At 67.9% G+C, this 22401-nt stretch carries 20 protein-coding genes; 12 read left to right on the top strand and 8 right to left on the bottom strand.

Annotated features, from left to right (window positions below):
* The first annotated feature begins 143 nt into the window (after positions 1-143).
* A complete protein-coding gene (gene lpxC / locus LK409_RS16900; RefSeq protein WP_003814567.1) occupies positions 144-1067 on the top strand; it encodes a UDP-3-O-acyl-N-acetylglucosamine deacetylase in 924 nt (307 codons plus the stop codon).
* 111 nt (positions 1068-1178) lie between these two features.
* Here the strand turns inward: lpxC and LK409_RS16895 are convergent, their stop codons facing one another.
* Positions 1179-1586 carry a flagellar hook-length control protein FliK gene (locus LK409_RS16895; protein ID WP_010931255.1) on the bottom strand — a complete coding sequence of 136 codons (408 nt, stop codon included), beginning with the start codon at positions 1584-1586 and terminating at the stop codon, positions 1179-1181.
* Positions 1587-1714: 128 nt separating this feature from the next.
* Here LK409_RS16895 and LK409_RS16890 point away from each other — a divergent pair, with 128 nt between their 5' ends.
* The 4 genes from LK409_RS16890 to LK409_RS16875 all read left to right on the top strand — a co-directional run bounded on the left by LK409_RS16890 (position 1715) and on the right by LK409_RS16875 (position 7515).
* Positions 1715-2701, top strand: a complete 987-nt coding sequence (locus tag LK409_RS16890) for a M23 family metallopeptidase (protein ID WP_041937456.1) — start codon at positions 1715-1717, stop codon at positions 2699-2701.
* Between the two features lie 179 nt (positions 2702-2880).
* Entirely contained in the window at positions 2881-5616 is a 2736-nt protein-coding gene (gene secA / locus LK409_RS16885; RefSeq protein WP_010929223.1) for a preprotein translocase subunit SecA, read from the top strand.
* Positions 5617-5632: 16 nt separating this feature from the next.
* Entirely contained in the window at positions 5633-6352 is a 720-nt protein-coding gene (locus LK409_RS16880; protein WP_003814563.1) for a VOC family protein, read from the top strand.
* A gap of 179 nt (positions 6353-6531) precedes the next feature.
* Positions 6532-7515, top strand: a complete 984-nt coding sequence (locus LK409_RS16875) for a tripartite tricarboxylate transporter substrate binding protein (protein WP_003814562.1) — start codon at positions 6532-6534, stop codon at positions 7513-7515.
* Positions 7516-7524: 9 nt separating this feature from the next.
* Here the strand turns inward: LK409_RS16875 and LK409_RS16870 are convergent, their stop codons facing one another.
* The gene (locus LK409_RS16870) at positions 7525-8079 is read right to left on the bottom strand and encodes a cysteine dioxygenase family protein (protein ID WP_003814561.1); all 555 of its coding nucleotides are present in this window, start codon (positions 8077-8079) and stop codon (positions 7525-7527) included.
* Positions 8080-8193: 114 nt separating this feature from the next.
* Between LK409_RS16870 and LK409_RS16865 the strand changes: the two genes are divergently transcribed.
* The 4 genes from LK409_RS16865 to LK409_RS16850 all read left to right on the top strand — a co-directional run bounded on the left by LK409_RS16865 (position 8194) and on the right by LK409_RS16850 (position 11620).
* Positions 8194-8973, top strand: a complete 780-nt coding sequence (locus LK409_RS16865; protein WP_003814560.1) for an SDR family oxidoreductase — start codon at positions 8194-8196, stop codon at positions 8971-8973.
* 84 nt (positions 8974-9057) lie between these two features.
* Positions 9058-10353: a D-amino acid dehydrogenase gene (locus LK409_RS16860; RefSeq protein ID WP_010929222.1), complete on the top strand. Its 1296-nt coding sequence runs from the start codon at positions 9058-9060 to the stop codon at positions 10351-10353.
* A gap of 18 nt (positions 10354-10371) precedes the next feature.
* Complete coding sequence (locus LK409_RS16855) at positions 10372-10830, top strand: Lrp/AsnC family transcriptional regulator (protein ID WP_023852720.1); 459 nt, start codon at positions 10372-10374, stop codon at positions 10828-10830.
* 181 nt (positions 10831-11011) lie between these two features.
* A complete protein-coding gene (locus LK409_RS16850; RefSeq protein WP_003814557.1) occupies positions 11012-11620 on the top strand; it encodes a gamma-glutamylcyclotransferase in 609 nt (202 codons plus the stop codon).
* On the opposite strand, the gene pagP is transcribed toward LK409_RS16850, so the two are convergent.
* The 4 genes from pagP to LK409_RS16830 all read right to left on the bottom strand — a co-directional run bounded on the left by pagP (position 11617) and on the right by LK409_RS16830 (position 15274).
* Positions 11617-12165: a lipid IV(A) palmitoyltransferase PagP gene (gene pagP / locus LK409_RS16845; protein ID WP_010929221.1), complete on the bottom strand. Its 549-nt coding sequence runs from the start codon at positions 12163-12165 to the stop codon at positions 11617-11619. The two genes, LK409_RS16850 and pagP, sit on opposite strands and share 4 nt — an antisense overlap.
* A 105-nt stretch (positions 12166-12270) precedes the next feature.
* Positions 12271-13743 (bottom strand): magnesium transporter, encoded by a 1473-nt coding sequence (gene mgtE / locus LK409_RS16840; RefSeq protein WP_003814555.1) that lies wholly within the window; start codon positions 13741-13743, stop codon positions 12271-12273.
* A gap of 10 nt (positions 13744-13753) precedes the next feature.
* On the bottom strand, positions 13754-14164 hold the full coding sequence (locus LK409_RS16835) for an acyl-CoA thioesterase (RefSeq protein ID WP_003814554.1): 411 nt from the start codon (positions 14162-14164) through the stop codon (positions 13754-13756).
* Between the two features lie 63 nt (positions 14165-14227).
* Complete coding sequence (locus LK409_RS16830) at positions 14228-15274, bottom strand: YeiH family protein (protein WP_010929220.1); 1047 nt, start codon at positions 15272-15274, stop codon at positions 14228-14230.
* A gap of 106 nt (positions 15275-15380) precedes the next feature.
* Between LK409_RS16830 and LK409_RS16825 the strand changes: the two genes are divergently transcribed.
* Positions 15381-16259: a LysR family transcriptional regulator gene (locus tag LK409_RS16825; protein WP_010929219.1), complete on the top strand. Its 879-nt coding sequence runs from the start codon at positions 15381-15383 to the stop codon at positions 16257-16259.
* A 13-nt stretch (positions 16260-16272) separates the two neighbouring features.
* Here the strand turns inward: LK409_RS16825 and LK409_RS16820 are convergent, their stop codons facing one another.
* Entirely contained in the window at positions 16273-17469 is a 1197-nt protein-coding gene (locus tag LK409_RS16820; RefSeq protein WP_010929218.1) for a M20 aminoacylase family protein, read from the bottom strand.
* 76 nt (positions 17470-17545) lie between these two features.
* Between LK409_RS16820 and LK409_RS16815 the strand changes: the two genes are divergently transcribed.
* Positions 17546-19222 carry an AMP-binding protein gene (locus tag LK409_RS16815; RefSeq protein ID WP_169507379.1) on the top strand — a complete coding sequence of 559 codons (1677 nt, stop codon included), beginning with the start codon at positions 17546-17548 and terminating at the stop codon, positions 19220-19222.
* Between the two features lie 18 nt (positions 19223-19240).
* Here the strand turns inward: LK409_RS16815 and LK409_RS16810 are convergent, their stop codons facing one another.
* Positions 19241-20134 (bottom strand): inositol monophosphatase family protein, encoded by an 894-nt coding sequence (locus LK409_RS16810; RefSeq protein ID WP_003814549.1) that lies wholly within the window; start codon positions 20132-20134, stop codon positions 19241-19243.
* Between the two features lie 130 nt (positions 20135-20264).
* On the opposite strand from LK409_RS16810, the gene LK409_RS16805 reads away from it, so the two are divergent.
* Complete coding sequence (locus tag LK409_RS16805; protein ID WP_010929216.1) at positions 20265-22163, top strand: bifunctional tRNA (5-methylaminomethyl-2-thiouridine)(34)-methyltransferase MnmD/FAD-dependent 5-carboxymethylaminomethyl-2-thiouridine(34) oxidoreductase MnmC; 1899 nt, start codon at positions 20265-20267, stop codon at positions 22161-22163.
* The last annotated feature ends 238 nt before the right edge of the window (positions 22164-22401 follow it).

The raw sequence follows: 22401 nt of genomic DNA, 5'->3' as shown, positions 1-22401 counted from the left end.
CCGCCTGTCCGCCAATAAAAGGGACGCATTATTTATTGGCAATGGACTTGGCTGGCAGCATTGTTCCCTGGAGGTTACAATAGCCCGGTTATGCCGGTGTCTATTGGTAGATTTCCGGCTTTCGCAAGAATAATAGAGTCGTCATGTTCCGACAGCGCAGTATTCAAAATCTCGTACGCACGATAGGCGTGGGCGTCCATTCGGGTCGCCGGGTCGAACTCACCCTGCGTCCGGCCGAGGCGAATACCGGCATTGTCTTCCACCGCGTCGACCTGCCCCAGGTCGTGGACCTGCCGGCCTCGGCCATCGGCGTGGGCGACACGCGCATGGCGTCGGTGCTGCAGCAGGGCAACGTGCGCGTTTCCACCGTCGAGCACCTGATGTCGGCACTGGCCGGCCTGGGCATCGACAACCTGCATGTCGACCTGACGGCCGAAGAAGTTCCCATCATGGATGGCAGCGCGGCCACGTTCGTGTACCTGCTGCGTTCGGCCGGCATCGTCGAGCAGAATGCGCCCAAGCGCTTCATCCGCGTGTTGAAGCCCATCGAGGTGCGCGAAGGCGAGGGCCGCAACGAAAAATGGGCCCGCCTGGAGCCGCACGAGGGTTTCGCGCTGGCGTTCTCGATCGACTTCCGCCATCCGGCCATCGATTCCACGGCCAATTTCGCCGAAATCGATTTCGCCACCCATTCGTACGTGCGCGAAATCGCGCGCGCGCGCACCTTCGGCTTCGTCAACGAGGTCGAGGCCCTGCGCTCGATGGGCCTTGCGCGTGGCGGCAGCCTGGACAACGCTATCGTCATGGACGAGTTCCGGGTGCTCAACAGCGACGGCCTGCGCTACGATGACGAATTCGTGAAGCACAAGATCCTGGACGCCATCGGCGACCTGTATCTGCTGGGCAAGCCGCTGGTGGCGCGCTACGTTGCCTACAAATCGGGCCATGCCCTGAACAACCAGCTGGCCCGCGCCTTGCTCGAACAGCAGGATGCCTGGGAGCTGGTGACGTATGAATCCCAAGCCGAGGCGCCGCAGGCGTTCCGGCACGAATGGAAGCTGGCCTGACCAGGCCTTGCCGATATCGGTTTTCGCCCTATGGCCGCGCTGAGCGGCCATAGGCTTTTTGGTGGGGATGCTCAGGCATCCCCGGTTTGCCGGCCGCTGGCCGGCCCCGCGTCAGCGGTTCTTGTGGTGTTTCAGCAGCCGCGCCACGGCGTCGGCCAGGGGGCCGGGGCGCAAGCCCCGATGCAGCGTCTCGAAGGCATCCAGGGCAGTCGAGCCCAGGGGCTGGGCCAGCTTGGGCGGGCGTGGCGCTTTTTGTCCCGGCCGCGGCATGCCGGCTTGCACCCGGACGCTGATTTCGTTTACGTTCCAACCTTGACCTGTCAGGGTCTGGGCAATGCGCGGCGCCATCTGGCGCAGCTTGGCCGCGTGGGCCGGGCCCGGCACTGCCAACTGCAGATGCTGGTTCTCCAGCTTGGCGACCACGCACAGCGCTCCCAGCGCCGGCGGCAGGACCGCCGCCACGGCGTGCTGTATCTGCAGGTGCTTGCGCGCCGTGGCTAATACGCCGGCGCCGCGCATGTCATGACCCAGCCACCCCAGGGCGCTACGGTCGCCGGGGCGGTTGGTGGAAGAACGCGGAGGACGGTATGTGTTTCGACTGGCCATGCCGGCTCAAATAACAGGATGCAAGCTTGAAGATCGTGATTATGCATGCCCAGCCCGGGCGGGAAGGGCATTTCACTCTCGGGGGCGGGCGCCTGGCATTGCTGGTGGGCGCCACCTTGCTGACCGCCGCCATCGTGGGCGCGGCCGTGCAACGCTATATGTCCCCGTCGGCTCCGGCCGCGTACGCGGTCGATTGGCCTGCCTACGCCCAGGCCGTCAGCCCCGACCGGGATACGGCGTTCGTGCGTGAGAACGTTACCATGCTTGCCACCAAGGTCGGCACGCTGCAGGCCAAGCTGGCCAGTATCGACGGGCTGGGGCGGCGCGTGGCCCAGGTGGCCGGGGTCGCCTATACCGACCCGGAACTGGCCACCCAGCTGCAGGGCATGCCCGAGGAAGCCACCCACGTGATGGATGACCTGTTCACCGACCGGCAGCCGCCGTCGCCGGCCACGGCCGCCGACCTGGCGCAGCAGCTCGACGAAATCCAGGTACGCATGGCGCAGCAGGCCGACAACCTGCGGCTGCTGGATGCAGCCCTGACGCGCCGTTCCGCGGACAAGGCGCTGCTGCCTTCGGCCATGCCCATCACTGAATACCGCTACCTCAGTTCATCGTATGGCTGGCGCCGCAACCCGGTGACGGGCCGCTACGCCATGCACGAAGGGCTCGATTTCTCGGCGCCCAGCGGCACGCCCATCCTGGCGGCGTCGGGGGGCGTGGTGCTGGTGGCCAAATACCAGAGCGGCTACGGCAACAGCGTGGAAATCGACCACGGCAACGGCCTGATCACACGTTACGCCCACGCCTCGCGCCTGCTGGTCAAGCCGGGCGACGTGGTCGAGCGCGGCCAGGAGATCGCCCGCGTGGGCTCGTCGGGCCGTTCCACCGGGCCGCACCTGCATTTCGAGGTGCGGCTGGCCGGCCAGCCGCTGGATCCGCGCCTGTTCCTGGGGCCCCAGCAGACGGCGCCGCCCACCGTGGCCCAGGCGCCGGCCACGGCGCCCGCGGCTTCGGCGACCCGCTGAACGGCGCGTCGCGAGGCCGGACGGGGCCGCCGTGCGCACGGCAGGCCGTTGCGGTCCAGGTGCGTTAAACTGGATCGTTTCCCGGCGGGTTTGCCCCCTCAACCAGACAACAACAATCCAGTCACGGGTCTGTCCGCCGCCGTTGCGGCGCAAACCGGCCGGTGCCGCCAACGACACGCATGGTTTCTCTGCTCAAAAAACTCATTGGTAGTCGTAACGACCGCTTGCTGAAGGAATATCGCAAGCAGGTAGCTCAGATTAATAGCCTGGAGCCCAAGATTTCGGCTCTTTCCGATGAGGAATTATTGGCAAAGACTCAGGAGTTTCGCGATCGGCATCAGCAGGGCACGTCGCTGGACGACCTGCTGCCGGAAGCCTTCGCGGTGGTCCGCGAGGCGGGCAAGCGCGTGTTCGGCATGCGCCACTTCGACGTCCAGATGCTGGGCGGGATCGCGCTGCACAACGGCAAGATCGCCGAAATGCGTACCGGCGAGGGCAAGACGCTGATGGCCACGCTGCCGGTCTACCTGAACGCCATCGCCGGCAAGGGTGTGCACGTCGTGACGGTCAACGACTACCTGGCCCGCCGCGACGCCGAGTGGATGGGGCGGCTGTACCGCTTCCTGGGCATGTCGACCGGCGTGGTGGTGCCGCAGCAGCCCAACGACGAGAAGATCGCCGCCTACGCTGCCGACATCACTTACGGCACCAATAACGAATTCGGCTTCGACTACCTGCGCGACAACATGGAGTATCGCGTCGAGGACCGCCGCCAGCGCCGCCTCTTCTACGCCATCGTCGACGAAGTGGACTCGATCCTGATCGACGAGGCGCGCACGCCGCTGATCATCTCCGGCCAGGCCGAGGACCACACCGAGCTCTACGTGCGCATGAACGCGGTGCCGCCGCTGCTCAAGCGCATGGCGTCCGAACCCAAGCCGCACGAGCCCGAGCCCGAAGGCGACTACTGGGTCGACGAGAAGAGCCAGCAAGTCTACATGTCCGAGGCCGGCCACGAGAGCGCCGAGAAGATCCTCACGCGCGTGGGCCTGCTGCCCGAGGGCGAGTCGCTCTACGACCCGCGCCACATCGCCCTGATGCACCACATGATGGTGGCATTGCGCGCCCATACGCTGTTCTTCCGCGACCAGCAGTACGTGGTGCAGGACGACGAGGTCGTGATCGTCGACGAATTCACCGGCCGCCTCATGGTTGGCCGCCGCTGGTCCGACGGGCTGCACCAGGCCGTCGAGGCCAAGGAAGGCGTCAAGATCCAGCATGAGAACCAGACGCTGGCCTCGATCACTTTCCAGAACTACTTCCGCATGTACGACAAGCTGTCGGGCATGACCGGGACCGCCGATACCGAAGCGTACGAATTCCAGGAGATCTACACCCTGGAAACCGTCATCATCCCGACCAACAAGCCGATGGTCCGCAAGGACCAGAACGACCAGGTCTTCAAGACGACGCAAGAGAAATACCAGGCGATCCTCAACGACATCCGCGACTGCCACGAGCGCGGCCAGCCGGTGCTGGTGGGCACCACCAGCATCGAGAACTCCGAGCTGCTGGCCGGCCTGCTGCGCCAGGCCAAGCTGCCGCACGAGGTCCTCAACGCCAAGCAGCACGCGCGCGAGGCGGAGATCGTCGCCGAGGCCGGCAAGCCGGGCCACATCACCATCGCCACCAACATGGCCGGCCGCGGCACCGACATCGTGCTGGGCGGCAGCGTCGACAAGCAGGTCGACCTGATCCACGCCAACGAGGCGCTGAGCGAGGCCGAGAAGGAGGTGCGCATCGAAACGCTGCGTGCCGAGTGGAAACCGCTCAACGAGCGCGTCAAGCAGGCCGGCGGCCTGCGCATCATCGGCACCGAGCGCCATGAGTCGCGCCGTATCGACAACCAGCTGCGCGGCCGCGCGGGGCGCCAGGGCGACCCGGGCTCGTCGCGCTTCTACCTGTCGCTCGAAGACCCGCTGATGCGCATCTTCGCCGGCGACCGCGTGCGTGCCATCATGGAGCGCCTTAAGCTGCCCGAGGGCGAGCCCATCGAGGCCGGCATGGTGACCCGTTCGATCGAGACTGCCCAGCGCAAGGTCGAGGGCCGCAACTTCGACATCCGCAAGCAGCTGCTCGAATACGACGACGTGGCCAATGACCAGCGCAAGGTGCTGTATTCGCAGCGCAACGAGGTGCTGGAAGCCGCTTCCATCGGCGCGACCGTCGAGGGCCTGCGCGATGCCGCCGTGGCCGAAATGTTCCGTGGCTTCATCCCCGAGGAATCGGTCGAGGAGCAATGGGACGTCGCCGGGCTGGAAAAGGCGCTGGCGGGCGACTGGCACATCCAGCTGCCGCTGACCGATATGCTGGAGCAGGAGCCCAACCTGACCGACGAGGAACTGCTCGAGCGTGTGGTGGCGGCCGCGCGCCAGATCTACACGGCCAAGGTGGAGCAGGTCGGGGCCGAGTCGTGGGCGCAGTTCGAGCGCTCGATCATGCTCCAGTCGATCGATACGCATTGGCGCGAGCACCTGTCTGCGCTGGACTATCTGCGCCAGGGCATCCACCTGCGCGGCTACGCCCAGAAGAACCCCAAGCAGGAATACAAGCGCGAGGCTTTCGAGCTGTTCTCGGGCATGTTGGACCGTATCCGCGACGACGTGGTGCGGGTGCTGATGACGGTGCGGGTGCAGTCGGCCGAGCAGGTCGAGCAGGCCGAGGCCGATGCGGCGCAACGCCACGTGCAGAACGTGCAGTACCACCACTCCGACTACGACGAGGCGCTGGCCGACGATGGCCAGCCGCAGGGCGCGCAGCCGGTGCGCAATGTGCTGCCCAAGGTCGGCCGCAACGAACCCTGCCCGTGCGGCAGCGGCAAGAAGTACAAGCATTGCCACGGCCAGTTGGCCTGACGCACCGGAGAACGCCATGCTGCATGCCGTCGGCCGCACCGAATTCGACCATGCCGTGGTCATGGTGCGCGACCGGCTGGATGCGCTGGCGCCGCATTTCGAGCGCCAGGGCTTTCACCTCAGCGAGAAGGCGGTGCACAACCTGGGGTCGTGCAATCGCCTGATCGTGCTGGAAGGCACCTACGTCGAATTGCTGGGCTGGCCGCCCGGCGCGCCGCCGGCGCGCAAGGAAATCGCCGACTCGCCGCTGGGCCTGGAGGCCCTGGTGTTTCGCACCTACGACGCCGAGGCGACGTACCGGCGCCTGCTCGAGGCAGGTTTCGCCGTCAATCCCGTGCAGGAACTGACGCGCGCGGCGCAGTGGCAGGGCCGCGAGGTCCAGGCGCGCTTCCATACCGTGCGTTTCGCCGAGCAGCCCATCCCGGGAATCCGGATGTACTTCTGCCGCCATCTCACGCCCGAGCTGGTCTGGAACGACGAACTCCTGTCCCACCCGAACGGCGCCCGCGGCATCGTCAGCATCGAGGCGGACGCCGCCGACGCGCAGGCCGTGGCGCAGCGCCTGGCAGCGGTGGTGGACGTGCCGGCCGAGGCCGTCGCCGGCGGCTGGGACGTACCCCTGGGCAACCTGCGGCTGCGGGTGCGGCAGGATCCGGCCTGCGCCACGCCGCGGCTGCGCACGCTGACCTTGGAAAACCGCGACGGCGCGCATTACACGCTGGATACCGGCGTCTGAGCGGCACGCATGCCGCCGGCTTTGCGCCGGCGCATGCGCGGCGCACGCCGATGGCGCATCATAGTGGCTGAGCATGGCCTGGGTCGGGCCGAGGCCGCGCAAGGCGGCCGGCGATCCGCATGCGTGATCCATGGATGGCCGGCAGGCCGTTTTCACTGACCTTATGGGGCAGAAAATCTATGAAACCTCGAATACTGAAGGGTTTTGCGGCCAGCCTGTGCGCGTTGGCCCTGTTGGGCGCAGCCTGCGCGCCCGCGCACGCCGACGAACGGCCGCTCGTGCTGGTCGTCCCGTATCCGCCGGGCGGCAGCACCGATATCCTGGCGCGCATCATGCAGCCGCGCCTGTCCAAGGAGTTGGGCGGGCGCGCGGTCGTGGTCGAGAACAAGGTCGGCGCGGCAAGCCAGATCGCCACCGCGTACGTGGCGCGTGCCGAGCCGGACGGCAACACCCTGCTGGTCAGCTTCGACAATCATGCGATCAACCCGGCGGTCAAGCCCAAGCTGCCCTACGACACCTTCAAGGACTTCGTGGCGATCAGCCAGACCGTGCGGTTCCCGCTGGTGGTGGGGGCCAATCCGTCGGTGCCGGGCAAGACGCTGGCCGAGTTCCTGGACGCCGCCCGCAAGCGGCCGGCCAACACCTTCAATTACGCCTCCACGGGCGTGGGCTCACTGAATCACCTGGCGCCCGAAGAGCTGAAGCGGCGCGCCAAGGTCGAACTGCTGCACGTACCCTACGGCGGGGCGGGGCCGGCGGTGCAGGCGGTCGTGGGCGGGCAGGCGAACATGACCTGGCTGAGTTACGCGGCGTTGCGCGGCCAGATCCAGGCCGGCAAGATAAAGCCGCTGGCGGTGGCCGGCGACAAGCGCCTGAGCGACTTGCCCGAGGTGCCCACGGTGATCGAATCGGGCTTTCCCGGTTTTGTCGCCTACTCCTGGAGCGGCATGTTCGCGCCGGCCGGCACGCCCGCCGATACGGTGCGCAAGCTGACCGCGGCGTTCCAGACGGTGCTGGCCGACCCCGAGGTGAGCCGCAAGCTGAACGAGGCGGGTTTCGAAATCGTCGCCTCGGACGGTCCGGCGCTGGAACAGTACGTGCGCAGCGAGTACGAGCGTTGGGATTCGTTCATCAAGGCCAACAACATCAGCCTCGAGAACTGACGGCGGCGCCTAGTGCGGGCGTGGCGCGGCTTCCTGCACGACGTGGTTGACGCCGGTGGCGATATCGCTCTGGGCCACGCCATAGATGTGCAGGGAAATGGCAACCTCGTCGCCGGCGTTGCCCAGCCGGTGGATCTGCGCCAGGCCGGGGGTGGCGGTGACAATGTCGCCCGGGCGGCGCGCCACGGCGCCGGTGCGCAGGGCCAGCCCGAGTTCGGGGTCCCAGCGGTAATGGGATTCGGTGAGCTCGCCCTGCAGGACCCGGTAGGTGCACCAGGTCTTGTGGCCGTGCACCGGGCTGAACTGTCCCGGACGCCAGATCAGGTAGGCGATGGTGAAGCTGCCGTGCGGGTCGGCGTAGGCGACGTGCCGGCTGTAGTGATCGGGATGCCCTGCGCGCAGCTCGGGCGGCAGGTCGGCCAGCGCGCCGTTCGCGCCGGCCACGCTGGCGGCCAGTTCACGCAGCAAGGCCTGCGCCGCGTTCAGTTGCGCGGACTGCACCGAGGCGCACAAATTCTGCAGGCTGGGTGAAATAGGGACGGATACAAGCGGTGGCGTGCGCATGGGATGGACGAATGCTGACAGTCTTCCTATCCTAGGGGCTACGTTCCGGAATGGGTTTGCCAAATGGCAGGCCGGCAGGGGACGGATTAGAAAAATATTTCATCAGGAGTCGGCATGGATCTGGGTATCGCAGGCAGGACGGCGCTGGTGTTCGGCGGCAGCCGTGGAATGGGACGGGCCTGTGCCCGCCAACTGGCGCTGGAGGGGGTCAAGGTGACGCTGGCGGCGCGCACGGCGCAAACGCTGGAGCAGGCCGCGGCGCAGATCACCCGCGAAGCCGGTATCGGCGTGGGCTGGGTGGCCGCCGACCTGACCCGCGCCGAGGGTCGCGAGGCCGCGCTGGCGGCCTGTCCGGCGCCCGACATCCTGATCAACAATGCCGACGGCCCCTTGCCGGGCGACTTCCGCGACTGGAGCCGCGATGACTGGATCAGTGCATTGGACGCGATGATGCTGGGACCCATCGACATGATCCGCCGGGTGGTCGATGGCATGACGCAGCGCGGCTTCGGCCGCATCGTCAATATCGTCTCGCGCAGCGTCAAGGCGCCGCACGCGGAGCTGGGCCTGTCCAATGGCGCGCGCTCCGGATTGATCGGGTTCGTCGCGGGCCTGGCGCGGCAGACCGTGCGGCATAACGTCACCATCAACAACCTGCTGCCCGGCGCCTTCGCGACCGATGCCCAGGTGCGCCACATCCAGGGCCTGGTGGAGCAGTCGGGCCAGCCGTTCGAGAAACTGTGGGAAGAGCGCGGCCGTGCCAATCCGGCCGGCCGCTACGGCCAGCCCGAGGAACTGGGCGCGTTGTGCGCCTACATATGTTCGATGCATACCGGCTACATGACCGGTCAGAATATTCTGATCGACGGCGGGGGCTATCCAGGCACCTATTGACGCGCACGCGCGGCGCGGGCGCTGCGGCATAATGCGCCCCTTATCGAAAAGGGCGGCCACGCGGCCTCTCACACAAGGAAGCCATTGATGCGTGTATTGGTCCTGGGGGCGGGCGTGGCCGGCATGACCGCAGCCTACTACCTGTGGCGCGATGGCCATGTTGTGACCGTGGTCGAGCGCCAGGCCGGCCCGGCGCGCGAAACCAGTTTCGGCAACGCCGGCGGGCTGTGCCCCAGCTTCGCCGGGCCGTGGGCCGCGCCCGGCATGGTGGCCAAGGTGCTGCGCATGGCGTTGCAGCGCAATGCGCCGATCCGCTTCTCGCTGGCGCCGCGGCCGCGCAAGCTGGCATGGCTGGCATGGCTGGCATGGCTGGCATGGCTGGCATGGCTGGCACGCTGGCTGGGCGAGTGCTCCGCCGAGCGCTTTCGTGTCAACAAGCTGCGCATGCAGCGCGTGGCCCACTACAGCCAGGCCTGCCTGCGCGAGATCGCCGCAGCCGGGCTGCCGATTTCGTTCGACTTCCACCAGGATGGCACGCTACAGCTGTTTCGCGGCGAGGCCGACCTGAAGGCCGTGCCCAATATCACGCGTGCGCTCGACGAGTTCGAGGTGCCATGGCAGTTCTTGAGCGGCGCCGAGGCCGCCGCACGCGAGCCGGCGCTGGCCGGCGCCGGCGCGCCGGTGGCGGGCGGCCTGTTCCTGCCGCTCGATGGCTCCGGGGATTGCTACAAATTCGTTTGCGGCATGGGCGCCTGGCTGGCCGGCCAGGGCGTGGCGTTCCGTTACGGCTGTACCGTGGCGAGCCTGGCGCAAGCCGGCGGGGCGATCGCGGGCGTGCACACCGACCAGGGATTGCTGCAGGCCGACGCCTATGTGATCGCCCTGGGCGGCAGCACACCTTTCCTGCTGCGGCCGCTGGGCTTGAAGCTGCCCATTTACCCGGTCAAGGGTTACTCGATCACCGCGCCGATTGCCGACGAGGCGCGCGCGCCGCGGACGGCCATCATGGACGAATACAACAAGGTGATGATTTCCCGGCTGGGCCCGCGTCTGCGCGCGGCCGGCATGGCCGAACTGAAAGGGTACGGCCTGGCGATCGACCCAGGCCGCGTGGCGTTTCTCAAGCGCGTGGTGCGCGAGTGGTTTCCGCAAGGCGCCGATTACGACGCGGCGCAGGCATGGGCCGGCCTGCGGCCCATGACGCCGGACGGCCCGGCCATACTGGGGCCGACCCGCTACGCCAATCTCTACCTGAACTGCGGCCACGGCTCGAATGGCTGGACACAAGCCTGCGGTACCGGCAGGATCGTCGCAGACATCGTTGCCGGCCGCACGCCGCAGATTGACCTGGATGGCTTGACCGCCGACCGCTACACCTGACGCTATTTGGGGGTTCCCGTGGATCAAACCGATATCAAGATTCTGCGCCTGCTGCAGAAAGACGCCACCTGCTCGGTGGCCGAGATCGCCGAGCAGGTGAACCTGTCGGTGACGCCATGCTGGCGCCGCATCCAGAAGCTGAAGGACGACGGTGTGATCGCGCGCAACGCGGTGCTGCTCGACCCCAAGGCGCTGGGGCTGAACCTGACCGTCTTCGTGTCCATCAAGACCAACCAGCACAATGCCAAATGGACCGACAACCTGATCAACGCGGTCATGTCGCTGCCCAATGTGGTGGAGTTCTACCGCATGGCGGGGGATATCGACTACCTGCTCAAGGTCGTGGTCGAGGACATGGCGGCGTACGACCGGTTCTACCGGCGTCTCATCGAAGCGGTCGACTTGCTGGACGTCAGCGCCAGCTTTTCGATGGAAGTCATCAAGAGCACCACGGAACTGCCGCTGGACGCTGTGTAGAGGGGGCGCCGAGCGCGTGCAAAAATTTTTCGCCGCGGGCGTGCGCCGTGAACGGGTTTTGCCTGGCGGGGCATGCCAGGCCCGTCATCTCGCAAGGTAATTTCTTCGGCGCCGGCGTAGCATAGCTCGCTATCCGGCTCGCGCAGCGCGTGCCGGCGCACAGGCAGAGGTGGTTTTGGTTATGTCATTGCGGGAGTCCGCCGCCGCGGCGGACGCAGGGGCCGGCCCGCTGGCCGGTTCGGCGCGCGACCTGCTGGCGCAGTGGAACGGCGGCGAGGACGTCTGGGTATTTGCGTATGGATCGCTGATCTGGCGACCCGACTTCGCCTGGCAGGAGCGCCGGCTGGCGACGGTGCGCGGGTACCATCGCTCGCTGTGCCTGTGGTCGCACGATCATCGCGGCTCGCCCGACAATCCGGGCCTGGTGTTCGGCCTGGACCGTGGCGGATGCTGCCGGGGCGTGGCGTTCCGGGTGGCCGGGCGCGACGTGCCCGAGGTCTTCCAGGCGCTATGGCATCGCGAAATGAGCGGCGGGGCATACAAGCCGCGCTGGCTACGCTGCCATACCGGGCAGGCGCCGGTGCGCGGGCTGGCCTTCGTGCCGGACCGGCGTTGCCGGCACTACGCGGGCGCGCTCAGCGACGAGCTCCTGATACGCGCCGTACGCCAGGCGGTGGGGCGTTCGGGCGCATGCCTGGATTACGTGCGGGAAACCCATCGGGCGCTCAACGAGCATGGCATTGTCGATTGGCGCCTGGGGGCGCTGGTCGACAGGCTGGCGCAGCCTTAGAACTCCCAGCGGCCAAACATGAACAGCACGTTGCCGTTGCCCTTGCCGCCCGGGATATACGTGGCGTAGAGGGTGGCATCCCTGTAGCCGGCAGAGACCAGCGGCAGGATGCCGGGAAACGGCACCCGGCTCATGATGTCGGAGCGCGAAGTCAGGAAGACGGTGTAGCCGATGCCCAGGCGGGTATCGGCGCCGATGCGGCCGATTTTCTGGAAACCATAGCCGGCTATCGGTTCGATGTCGCTGTGCGAATCGAGAAACGCCATGGCGTACAGCCCTTGCCAGTCGCCGTCCTCGTCGTAGATGCTCTTGCCCAGTCCGCCGCCCCAGGCCAGCTCGTTGAAGCTGCGGATCTTGTCGCTGCTGTACATGGCCCGGTTGTGCCACGAGTAGCCGGTCAGGTAGAGGTCGTTGCCGCCCTCATTCCATATCTGGTCCACGCGCTGGCAGGCGCCACGCGCCCAGGAAGGCCAGTCGTCACAGGCCATGGCCGTTGCCGGCACCAGCAAAAGAAAGAAAGCCAGGGCCCGGAAATACTGGGTCATATGCTGCGCTAACGGGAAAAAGTGCAAACCGACACCTTAACCGATGGCGCAACATATAGCCTTTCAGGGAGCTGTCAAGGGAAATGGCCTACCTGGAATGCGGAGCTACAGTAGGAAGATCGTGGCCAGCCCGAGGAAAATGAAAAAGCCGAGCGAGTCGGTGGCGAAGGTCAGCAGCACCGACGAGCCGATGGCCGGGTCCTTGCCGAAGCGCGCGCGCAACATGGGCACCATGACGCCTACCGAGGCGCCGACCAGCATGTTGCAGATCATCGCGGCCATCATGACGACGGCGATGGACAGCGAATCGGAAATGGCCCAGGCGAACAGGGCGGCCACCAGGCTGCCGCACAATCCCACCAGCAGCGTGACCAGCATTTCGCGCTTGACCAGTTGCCAGAGGTTGCGGCCGGTGATGCGGCCGACGGCCAGCGCGCGGATGATCATGGTCATGGTCTGGTTGCCGGAGTTGCCGCCGATACCCGCCACGATGGACATGAGAAACGCCAGGATCACGATGTGGCTGACGGTATCCTCGAAGCGCGAAGCCACGAACGAGGCGGTGGCCGCGGTACAGAGGTTGAACAGCAGCCAGGGGGCGCGGTTGCGCAAGGCCATGAGCACGGGCGCGAAGATGTCTTCTTCCTGCAGGCCGGCGCGCGACAGCGCCTGCTCCTGCGAGTCTTCCTGGATCACGTCCACCACGTCGGCAATGGTGACGCGGCCGATCAGCCGGCCCTGTTCGTCGGTGACCGGGGCCGAGACCAGGTCGTAGCGTTCGAACGCGCTGGCGGCGTCGGCGTCGGAATCCAGCGGGCCCAGGGTCAGGAAATCCGAGTTCATGACCGCGCGCACTTCGGTATCGGGCTCGCTGACCAGCAGCGTGGCGATCGGCAGGACGCCTTGCAGCTTGTCCTGGCGGTCGACCACGAAAATCTGGTCGGTGTGGTCGGGCAGTTCGTGCAGGCGGCGCAGGTAGCGCAACACCACCTCCAGCGACACGTCCTCGCGCACCCGGACCATTTCGAAGTCCATGATGGCGCCGACGCTGTCCTCGGGGTAGCCCATGGCCTCGAGCAGCTGGGCACGCTCTTCCTCGGTCAGGCCCTTCTGGACTTCGGCTACCACGTCGGGCGGCAGGTCGGGCGCCAGGTCGGCCAGCTCGTCGGCGTCCATGCTGCCGGTGGCGGCGACCAGGTCCTGGCGGTCCATCGCCTCGATCAGCGATTCGCGCACCCAGTCTTCGACTTCGATCAGGACATCGGCATCGTGCTCGGTACTGACCAGCCGCCACACCGTCTGGCGTTCGTCCTTGGGCAGCGATTCCAGGATGAAGGCAATGTCGGCCGGGTGCAGCCCGTTGATCAGGGTCGCCAGCTCCGCCTCATGCTGGCGGTGCACCAGGTCTTCCACCAGGTGGGCCTTGTCGTCGCCCTGTTCCTGGCGATGGACCAGGTCTTCGACCAGATGTTGCCGGCGCAGGCACTCCTGGACCTCGGCCAGTGCGTGCTGGGCGTCTTCGGGGTCGAGCCGGCGGGGCGTCGCGGGCGGCTTGGGCGTGGCGGAGGACTGCGTCATGCAACAGGACTCAAAGGGTGGGCAGCGGGCGGCTGCGCCGGGCTTCGTCGGTGGCGACGTAGGTGAGCACCGCTTCGGTGACCTTCACGACTTCGGCGTCCAGGCGCTGGCGTTCAGCATACACTTCGACCGACACCGTGACCGAGGTCGTGCCGGTGCGCGTGATGGAGGTATAGAAACTGAGCAGGTCGCCGACGAATACCGGTTGCTTGAACTGGAATGCGTTGACGGCCACGGTGGCCACGCGTCCGGCGGCGCGCCGGGCGGCAGGGATCGAGCCGGCGATATCCACCTGCGCCATGATCCAGCCGCCGAACACGTCGCCATGGATATTGGCATCGGCGGGCATGGGCATGACGCGCAGGACCGGCTCGCGCCCGCTGGGCAGGCTGGTGAAGGGGGATTTGGGTGGGTTGGTCATGCGGGCCGGCTCCTGAAGGGACCCGGCCGATTATGCAGGAAAAACGTGTCCTAAGCGCGCGGCTCAGGTCGCCAGCTTCACGATTCCGTAGCCGCCGAACACCAGCCAAGCGTACAGGACCAGTCCCAGCGCCATGACGCGCGGTCCGGCCTTGCGGATCTGGGCGAAGCGGGTTTCGATTCCCAGCGCCGTCATGGCCATGGTCAGGACGAACACATCCAGCTTGCGGATGGCGGTGACCAGGTCGGACGGCAGGATGTCGAGGGAGTTGACGATGGCCAGGACCAGGAAGCCGATCGCGAACCACGGCACCGGCAGCTTGGCGTGGGATTTGCCGTCGGCGCCGGCGGCGGCGCTGGCGCGCAGCCAGAAGCCCAGCACCAGCAGGACGGGCACCAGCAAGGCGACGCGCGTCATCTTGACGATGGTGGCGACCTCGGTCGTGGCCGGATCGATGTTGCTGGCCGCGCCGACCACCTGGGCAACCTCGTGCACGGTGCCGCCGATATAGATGCCCAGCGCCTGGGTGTCGAAGGGCAGCCAGCCGGCGTGGTAGATCACCGGGTAGAGGAACATCGAGAGCGTGCCGAACAGGACGACGGTGGCGACCGCCACCGCGCTCTTGTGAGGGGCGGCGCGCAGGGTCGGTTCGAAGGCCAGCACGGCGGCGGCGCCGCAGATCGCGCTGCCGGCGGCCGTCAGCATGGCGGTGTCGCGGTCCAGGCCGAGCAGCCGCTGGCCGGCCACCGTGCCGATGAGCAGGGTGGAGGCGACCACGCCGACCGACACCGCCAGGCCGGGCAGTCCTACCGCGGCGATTTGCTGGATGCTGATGTTCAGGCCGTAGAAGGCGACGGCGATGCGCAGCAGGCGGCGCGCCGTGAAGTGCACGCCGGCGCCCCAATCGGCCGGCATGGTGCCGCGCAGGAAATTGCCATACAGCATGCCACAGACGATGCCGACCACCAGGGGCGAGAAGCCGAATTGCCGGATGAACGGCAGGTCGGCCAGTTGCACCACGGCCGCCGCCATCAGGGCGACGAACAGGATGCCATTGAGCTTGTCGCGCCACGGGGTGGGCAAGGGCAGGGTAGAGGTAGTGGTGGTCATAGCGCCGTCAGCGATAACTAAATAACTGGCAGAAATATTACGATCCGGACTATTATCTGAAAAATCTTTATTTTTAATATCTATCATCAGGAATTACGATATCGGCATGACACCGGAGCAATTGCTTACCTTCGCCAGCGTGGCCGATGCCGGCAATATCAGCCGCGCCGCCGAACTGCTGCACCTGTCGCAGCCGGCGGTGTCCGGCCAGTTGCGCATGTTGCAGGACTGGTTCGGCGAGCCGTTGTATCGGCGCAGCGGCCATGGCATCGTCCTGACCGCGGCCGGCGAGCGGCTGGCCGAGCACGCGCGCCAACTGCGCCAGGTATACAGCCAGGCCGGCGCGCTGCGCGACGCCTGGCGCGGCCTGGAAACCGGTTCGTTGTGCCTGGGCGCCAGCACCACGCCGGCCAGCTACCTGCTGCCCGGCCTGGTGGCCGCCTTCCGGGCCCGCTACCCGGCCGTCGGCGTGCATCTGTCGGACGGCAATACGCGCCAGATCGTCGAGCGGCTGCCGTCCCTGGACCTGGCTTTCATCGAAGGCGAAGTGCCGGCCGGCCTGCCCGCCGATACGGTGGTGCACCTCTGGCGCCAGGACGAGGTGGTGGCGATCGTGCGCTCCGACCACACGCTGGCGGGCAACGGCGCGGCCACGCTGCGCGACCTGGCGGCCTGGCCCCAGGTCACGCGCGAGCCGGGTTCGGGCGTGCGCGGGCTGGTCGAGCGCGCCTTCGCCAGCGCGGGGCTGGCGCCGGCCGTGGGGCTGGAGCTGGCGGGCGTGGAAGGGGTCAAGCAGGCGGTGCGCGCCGGCCTGGGCGTGGGCTTCGTCTCCATCATGTCGGTGCGGCACGAAGACGGCTCGCTGGCGACGCTGCGGCTGCTGCCGCGGCCGCTGACGCGCACGCTCAGCATCCTGGCGCCGCACGCCAGCGCCGCGGCGCGCGCTACCCAGCGCTTCCTGGACGCCTGCCTGGCGCTGCCCTAGGGGCCTGGCCGGCTCAGGGGCGCGCCAGCCACTGGCGCGCCAGCTCTACCCAGTAGGTGGCGCCCAGCGGCAACAGTTCGTCGTTGAAGTCGTAGCTGCCGTTGTGCAGCATGCAGGGGCCGGCGCCATGGCCGGCGTCGCGGTGGTCGCCCGATCCGTTGCCGATCCAGACGTAGCAGCCGGGCTTGTCCTGCAGCATGAAGGCGAAGTCCTCCGCGCCCATGGTGGGCTGGACGTGGTCGTTGACGTTCTCCGCGCCCACGATGCCGCGCATGACGCCGGCGCAGAACGCCGATTCGGCGGGGTGGTTGATGGTGGGCGGATAGTTGCGCCGGAATTCCAGCTCGCCCTCGCAATCGAGGGCGGCACAGGTCAGGCGCGTGATTTCGCCCATGCGGCGCTCGATCAGGTCGAGCGTTTCCAGCGTGAAGGTGCGCACCGTGCCGCGCATGACGGCCTCGTTGGGCACCACGTTGTCGGCGCTGCCGGTGTGGATCTGGGTGATGCTGAGCACGGCGGCGTCGAGCGGGTTGCGGTTGCGCGTGACGATGGTCTGCAGCGATTGCGCCAGCTGCACCGCCGCCATGACCGGATCGACGCCCAGGTGCGGCATGCCGGCGTGCGTGCCCTTGCCCTTGATGTGGATCGCGAACTCGTTGCTCGAGGCCATGATGGGCCCGGCGGTCAGGCCGAACTGGCCGACTTTCATGCCCGGCCAGTTATGCATGCCGAATACCGCTTCCATGGGGAAGCGGGTGAACAGGCCATCGTCGATCATGCGCTTGGCGCCGCCGCCGCCTTCCTCGGCCGGTTGGAAGATCACGTACACGGTGCCGGCGAAATCGCGCTGCTGCGACAGGAAGCGCGCCGCGGCCAGCAGCATGGCGGTATGGCCATCGTGGCCGCACGCGTGCATCTTGCCCGGATTGCGGCTGGCGTGCTCGAAAGTGTTGGCTTCCTGCATGGGCAAGGCGTCCATGTCGGCGCGCAGGCCGACCGCCCGCGCGCCTTCGCGCGTGCCGCGGATGATGCCGACCACCCCCGTGCCGCCCAGGCCGCGGTCGACCTCGATGCCCCATTCCTGCAGCCTGGCCGCCACCACGTCGGCGGTGCGGAATTCCTCGAATGCCAGTTCGGGGTGCGCGTGTATGTCGCGGCGTATGGCGGCGATATCCTGGCGCCACGCGACGATGGGTTCGATCAGTTTCATGCCGTGGGCTCCATGCGGAAGTCCGAGGCAACAAGGTTATCATCAAACAAAACTCGAATTAATGGAGGCAAACACCATGCTGCGCCCCTGGCTCGCCCACTATCCCGCGGGGGTTCCCCACGAGATTTCGCCGCAGGACTACACGTCGCTGACCGACCTGCTGGACCAGGCCTGCCGGCGCCATGCCGGCCAGGTGGCCTGCCGCTCGATGGGCTCGGACATGACCTATGCGCAACAGGATGCCCATGCGCGGCACTTCGCCGCCTGGCTGCAGGGGCGCGGCCTGGCGCGCGGCGCGCGCGTGGCGCTGATGATGCCCAACGTGCCCGCCTACCTGGTGTGCCTGCTGGGGACGCTGCGCGCCGGCATGGTGGTGGTGAACGTCAATCCGCTCTACAAGGCCGACGAATTGCAGCGCCAGCTGCTCGACAGCGGCGCCGAGACGATCGTCATCCTGGAGAATTTCGCGCACACGCTGCAGGCGGTGCCCGATCGCGGCGCGCTGTCGCATGTCGTGGTGGTCGGCCCTGGCGACTTGCTGGGAGGCCTGAAAGCGCCGCTGGTCAACCTGGCGGCGCGCTATGTGAAGAAGCTGGTTCCGCCGTGGCGCATCGACGGGGCGCACCGCCTGCCGGATGCCTTGCGCGACGGCGCGCGCGCCACGTTCACGCCGCCCGCACTGGGCATGGACGACCTGGCCGTGCTGCAGTACACCGGCGGCACCACCGGCGTACCCAAGGGCGCCATGCTGTCGCATGGCAACCTGGTAGCCAACGTGCTGCAGACCGAAGCCGTGGCGCAGCCGGTGCTGCACGACCTGCATGGCCGGCAATTGACGATCATCAGCGCGCTGCCGCTGTACCACGTGTTCGCCATGACGGTCTGCGGCCTCTACGGCATGCATGCCGGCATGCGCAATCTGCTGGTCATCAATCCGCGCGACCAGGCGGCGCTGATCGCTGCCTGGCGCCAGGCGCCGGTCAATATCTTCCCCGGCGTCAATACCTTGTTCAACGCCCTGGTCAACAACCCGGATTTCGCCAAGCTGGATTTCACCGACCTGCGCCTGACCCTGGGCGGCGGCATGGCGGTGCAGCGCCAGGTCGCCGAGCGGTGGCTGGAGCTGACCGGCCATCCGCTGATAGAAGGGTACGGCTTGTCGGAGACCTCGCCGGTGGCCACCGTGAACCCCACCGACGCCAAGACCTATTCGGGCTCCATCGGCCTGCCGCTGCCATCGACCGACGTGGCCATTCTCGATGATGACGGTGCGCCGGTGCCGCTGGGCGAGCGTGGCGAGGTTGCGATCCGCGGCCCGCAAGTCATGCTGGGGTATTGGCAGAAGCCCGAGGAAACGCGCAACGTCATGACGGCCGACGGATTCTTCCTGACCGGCGACATCGGCATCATGGACGAGGCCGGCTACACGCGCATCGTCGACCGCAAGAAGGACATGATCGCGGTGTCGGGCTTCAAGGTGTATCCCAATGAAGTCGAGGCCGTCATCGCGGCGCATCCGGGTGTCCTGGAGTGCGCGGTCATCGGCGTGCCCGACGAGCATTCGGGCGAGGCGGTCAAGGTATTCGTCGTGAAGAAGGATCCGGCCCTGACGGCCGAAGCGGTGCTGCAATGGTGCGAGGAGCGGCTGACCGGCTACAAGCGTCCGCGCCACGTGGAATTCCGCGACGAACTGCCCAAGAGCAACGTGGGCAAGATCCTGCGGCGCGAACTGCGGCCCGAGGCGGGAAGCTAGCGCGGGCCGCGCGGGCGCTCAGGCCTGGCTGGAATCGGGCGCGGGCGCGTCCAGGTGCGGGCTGACCATGTCGAACAGCGCGCCGTGGATGTGCCGGTTGCCGGCCACCACGCGGCCGCCGCTGGGCCACGACTGCTGTCGCATCATGTCGGTGCACACGCCGCCGGCCTCGCGCACGAGCAAGGTGCCGGCCGCGACATCCCACGGCGCCAGGCCCATTTCCCAATAGCCGTCGTAGCGGCCGCAGGCCGTCCAGGCCAGGTCCAGCGCCGCCGCGCCCATGCGGCGCACGCCGCGGGTGCGGCGGATGGCATCGTGCAGCATCGGCATGTACTGGTGGGCGAAGGAAAAATCGCGGAACGGAAAGCCCGTGGCCAGCACGGCATCGTCGAGCGTCGACGTGCGCGAGCACGAGATGCGATGGCCGTTGAGCCACGAGCCGATGCCATGGACGGCGGTGAAAAGCTCTTCGCTGCTGGGGTCGTAGACCACGCCGATGACCGGCGTGTCTTCCTGCAGGTCGGCGCCCGCCACCACGCGCGTGCCCGCGTGGGCGACCAGCGCGATCGACACCGCGTAGTGCGGGATGCCGTGCAGATAGTTGGTGGTGCCGTCCAGCGGGTCGATGTACCAGGTTGCCGGCCCTTGCGCCGCGCCGCCGGTTTCTTCGGCCACGATGCCGAACTGCGGCGTGCGCTCGCGCAATACGCTGATGACGGCGGCCTCGGACTCGCGGTCGGCCTGCGAGACCAGGTCGTTGCGCGCCTTGCGGTCGATGACCAGATCCGAGCGATGGTGCGCGTACGACTGCAGAATGGCGGCGCCTGCATGGGCCGCTGTGACGGCTGCGTCGACGGCCGCGCCGAGGTCCAGGGTGGCGGAGGCAGGGGAGCGTTGGGCGGAGGTCTGCATAGCCCAAGTGTAAGCCCATGCTCGCAACGCATTCCGCAACCAGGGAGAATTCGGGCCCGCTGCCAGGTATTTCGTTGCAACGGCGTGGTGCTTATCCAACGGCCGGCGATGGCTTTATAGTGGCAAACCTTTGAATAGTCGGATCTTTCCTGCCGCCATGTCTGCCCCGTATGCGCCCCTGCAGCCCGCCGTCGTCGTCCATGACGAACAGGGCCGCCTGTACAGCGCCGCCTATGGCGATGTCTATCACTCGCGCGACGACGCGGCCGGCCAGGCGGAGCATGTTTTTCTGCGGGGCAACGGCCTGCCGCAGCGTTGGCGCGGCCGGGCGCGCTTTACCGTCTGCGAGACGGGCTTCGGCATGGGGCTGAATTTTCTCACCCTGTGGCAAGCCTGGCGTGACGATCCGGCGCGGCCGCGCCGCCTGCACATGCTGTCGCTGGAGGGACACCCGTTTGCGCGCGAGGATCTGCTGGCCGTGCTGCGCGCCCATGCGCCGGCGGGACTGCAGGCGCTGGCCACCCAGTTGGCCGCGCAGTGGCCCCCGCTGCTGCCCGGGCTGCACCGGCTGGAGTTCGAAGGCGGCGCGCTGACCTTGACGCTGGGCTTCGGCGCGGCGCAACAGCTGGCGCCGCGCCTGACGGCGCGCGTCGACGCCTACTTCCTGGACGGCTGCGCGCCGCGCGGCAATCCCGCCATGTGGGACCCGCACATGCTGCAGGCCCTGGCGCGGCTGGCAGCGCCGGACGCCACGCTGGCCTCCTGGTGCAGCGCCGGGCAGGTGCGGCAGGCGCTGCAACAGGCGGGCTTTGCCGTCCGGCGCGCGCCGGGCTTTGGCGGCAAGTGGCACATGACGCTGGGCCAGCGCCTGCCTGGGGTGGCGACACCCGACGATGCGCCCGATGATGACGGCGCGCCGGTGCTGGTGGTCGGCGCCGGGCTGGCCGGCGCGGCGGTGGCGCATGCGCTGGCCTTGCGCGGCCGGGCCGTGACGGTACTGGATGCGGCGCGGCTGGCGGGCCTTGCGTCGCACGCCGGCCATGCCGCCGCGGCCCTGACGCCGGTCATCGCGCGCGACGACAATCCGCGTGCGCGCCTGTCGCGCGCGGGCAGCCAGCGCGCCTGGCTGCGCTGGCGCGACCTGCCGGCGCCGGCCGCGCCCCGGCGCTGCGGCACCGTGCAGCTCGAGCGCGATGCCGGCCGCGCGGCGGCGCTGGCGCAGACGCTGCAGATCCTGCAATTTCCGGCCGACTGGGTGCGCATGGTGGACCGCGACCAGGCGGGGGCGCTGGCCGGCTTGCCGGTGGCGCGCGGCGGCGTGTTCTTCGCCGACGGCATGCTGGTGCGGCCGGGCGCGCTCATCGATGCGCTGCTGGCGGGCGAGGGCATAAGCACGATCGCGGCGCAGGCTGCGCGGCTGCGGCGCCACGGCGCCCAGTGGCAGGTGCTCGACGCGCAGGGACGGCAGGTGGCGCAGGCGCCGGTGGTGGTCCTGGCCAATGCGGCCGACGCGCCGCGCCTGCTGGCCGACAGCGGCCTGCTCGAACCCTTGCCGCGGCTGGCCCGGATGCACGCGCTGGCCGGCGAAGTGACCCTGCTGCCGGCCGAGGCCCTGTCCGGCGGGCCGCGCTGCGTCGTCGGCGGCGAGGGATACCTGCTGCCCGCCGTGGACGGCTGGTGCGTGGCCGGCAGCACCTATGTGCATGGCGCCGCGCAGGCGCTGACCGGCGCCGAAGGCCAGCGCGTCAACCTGGACAAGGCCGCGGGCCTGCTGGGCCAGGCGCCGGCCGCCTTCGCGTCCCTGCAGCCCGGTTCGTTGCCCGGCTGGGCGGGATGGCGCGCCGTGCTGCCGGGCCGGTTGCCGGCGGCCGGGCCGCTCGCCCATGCGCCGGGGTTGTGGCTGGCGGCGGGATACGCATCGCGCGGGCTGAGCTGGGCGGCGCTGATGGGCGACGTGATCGCGGCGCGCCTCTGCGGCGAGCCCGGGCCGCTCGAAACCGACTTGCTGGCGCAAATCGCGCCACGATGAAAATAAAATGGTGTCGCATCTATTGCCGACCACGCGCGGCGCAGTGGGCGCATAATCGGCCGGGGTTGGCGGCAAAATAGGGCCCGAAACACCGATATAAGCTGAACGATAGCGGTGATTGGCGATTTTGCGGGGGTTGGAAGTAAGTGACTGCTCAGGCCGCAAAATGGCGCCTGAAGCGCCGCCTACGGCATGCCGGCACCCTCAAAATGAGGGGGCGAGTTTATTTCAGGGCCCA

The sequence above is a fragment of the Bordetella parapertussis genome, from assembly GCF_020735925.1.
In the GTDB taxonomy this organism is placed as follows: domain Bacteria; phylum Pseudomonadota; class Gammaproteobacteria; order Burkholderiales; family Burkholderiaceae_B; genus Bordetella; species Bordetella pertussis.
This window is presented reverse-complemented; position numbering and strand designations above follow the sequence as displayed.

Excerpts from the sequence above, each read along its gene's own strand:
- lpxC (WP_003814567.1), top strand. The coding sequence starts at position 144 with ATGTTCCGACAGCGCAGTATTCAAAATCTCGTACGCACGATAGGCGTG.
- LK409_RS16895 (WP_010931255.1), bottom strand. The coding sequence starts at position 1,586 with ATGCGCGGCGCCGGCGTATTAGCCACGGCGCGCAAGCACCTGCAGATA.
- LK409_RS16890 (WP_041937456.1), top strand. The coding sequence starts at position 1,715 with ATGCATGCCCAGCCCGGGCGGGAAGGGCATTTCACTCTCGGGGGCGGG.
- secA (WP_010929223.1), top strand. The coding sequence starts at position 2,881 with ATGGTTTCTCTGCTCAAAAAACTCATTGGTAGTCGTAACGACCGCTTG.
- LK409_RS16880 (WP_003814563.1), top strand. The coding sequence starts at position 5,633 with ATGCTGCATGCCGTCGGCCGCACCGAATTCGACCATGCCGTGGTCATG.
- LK409_RS16875 (WP_003814562.1), top strand. The coding sequence starts at position 6,532 with ATGAAACCTCGAATACTGAAGGGTTTTGCGGCCAGCCTGTGCGCGTTG.
- LK409_RS16870 (WP_003814561.1), bottom strand. The coding sequence starts at position 8,079 with ATGCGCACGCCACCGCTTGTATCCGTCCCTATTTCACCCAGCCTGCAG.
- LK409_RS16865 (WP_003814560.1), top strand. The coding sequence starts at position 8,194 with ATGGATCTGGGTATCGCAGGCAGGACGGCGCTGGTGTTCGGCGGCAGC.
- LK409_RS16850 (WP_003814557.1), top strand. The coding sequence starts at position 11,012 with ATGTCATTGCGGGAGTCCGCCGCCGCGGCGGACGCAGGGGCCGGCCCG.
- pagP (WP_010929221.1), bottom strand. The coding sequence starts at position 12,165 with ATGACCCAGTATTTCCGGGCCCTGGCTTTCTTTCTTTTGCTGGTGCCG.
- mgtE (WP_003814555.1), bottom strand. The coding sequence starts at position 13,743 with ATGACGCAGTCCTCCGCCACGCCCAAGCCGCCCGCGACGCCCCGCCGG.
- LK409_RS16835 (WP_003814554.1), bottom strand. The coding sequence starts at position 14,164 with ATGACCAACCCACCCAAATCCCCCTTCACCAGCCTGCCCAGCGGGCGC.
- LK409_RS16830 (WP_010929220.1), bottom strand. The coding sequence starts at position 15,274 with ATGACCACCACTACCTCTACCCTGCCCTTGCCCACCCCGTGGCGCGAC.
- LK409_RS16825 (WP_010929219.1), top strand. The coding sequence starts at position 15,381 with ATGACACCGGAGCAATTGCTTACCTTCGCCAGCGTGGCCGATGCCGGC.
- LK409_RS16820 (WP_010929218.1), bottom strand. The coding sequence starts at position 17,469 with ATGAAACTGATCGAACCCATCGTCGCGTGGCGCCAGGATATCGCCGCC.
- LK409_RS16815 (WP_169507379.1), top strand. The coding sequence starts at position 17,546 with ATGCTGCGCCCCTGGCTCGCCCACTATCCCGCGGGGGTTCCCCACGAG.
- LK409_RS16810 (WP_003814549.1), bottom strand. The coding sequence starts at position 20,134 with ATGCAGACCTCCGCCCAACGCTCCCCTGCCTCCGCCACCCTGGACCTC.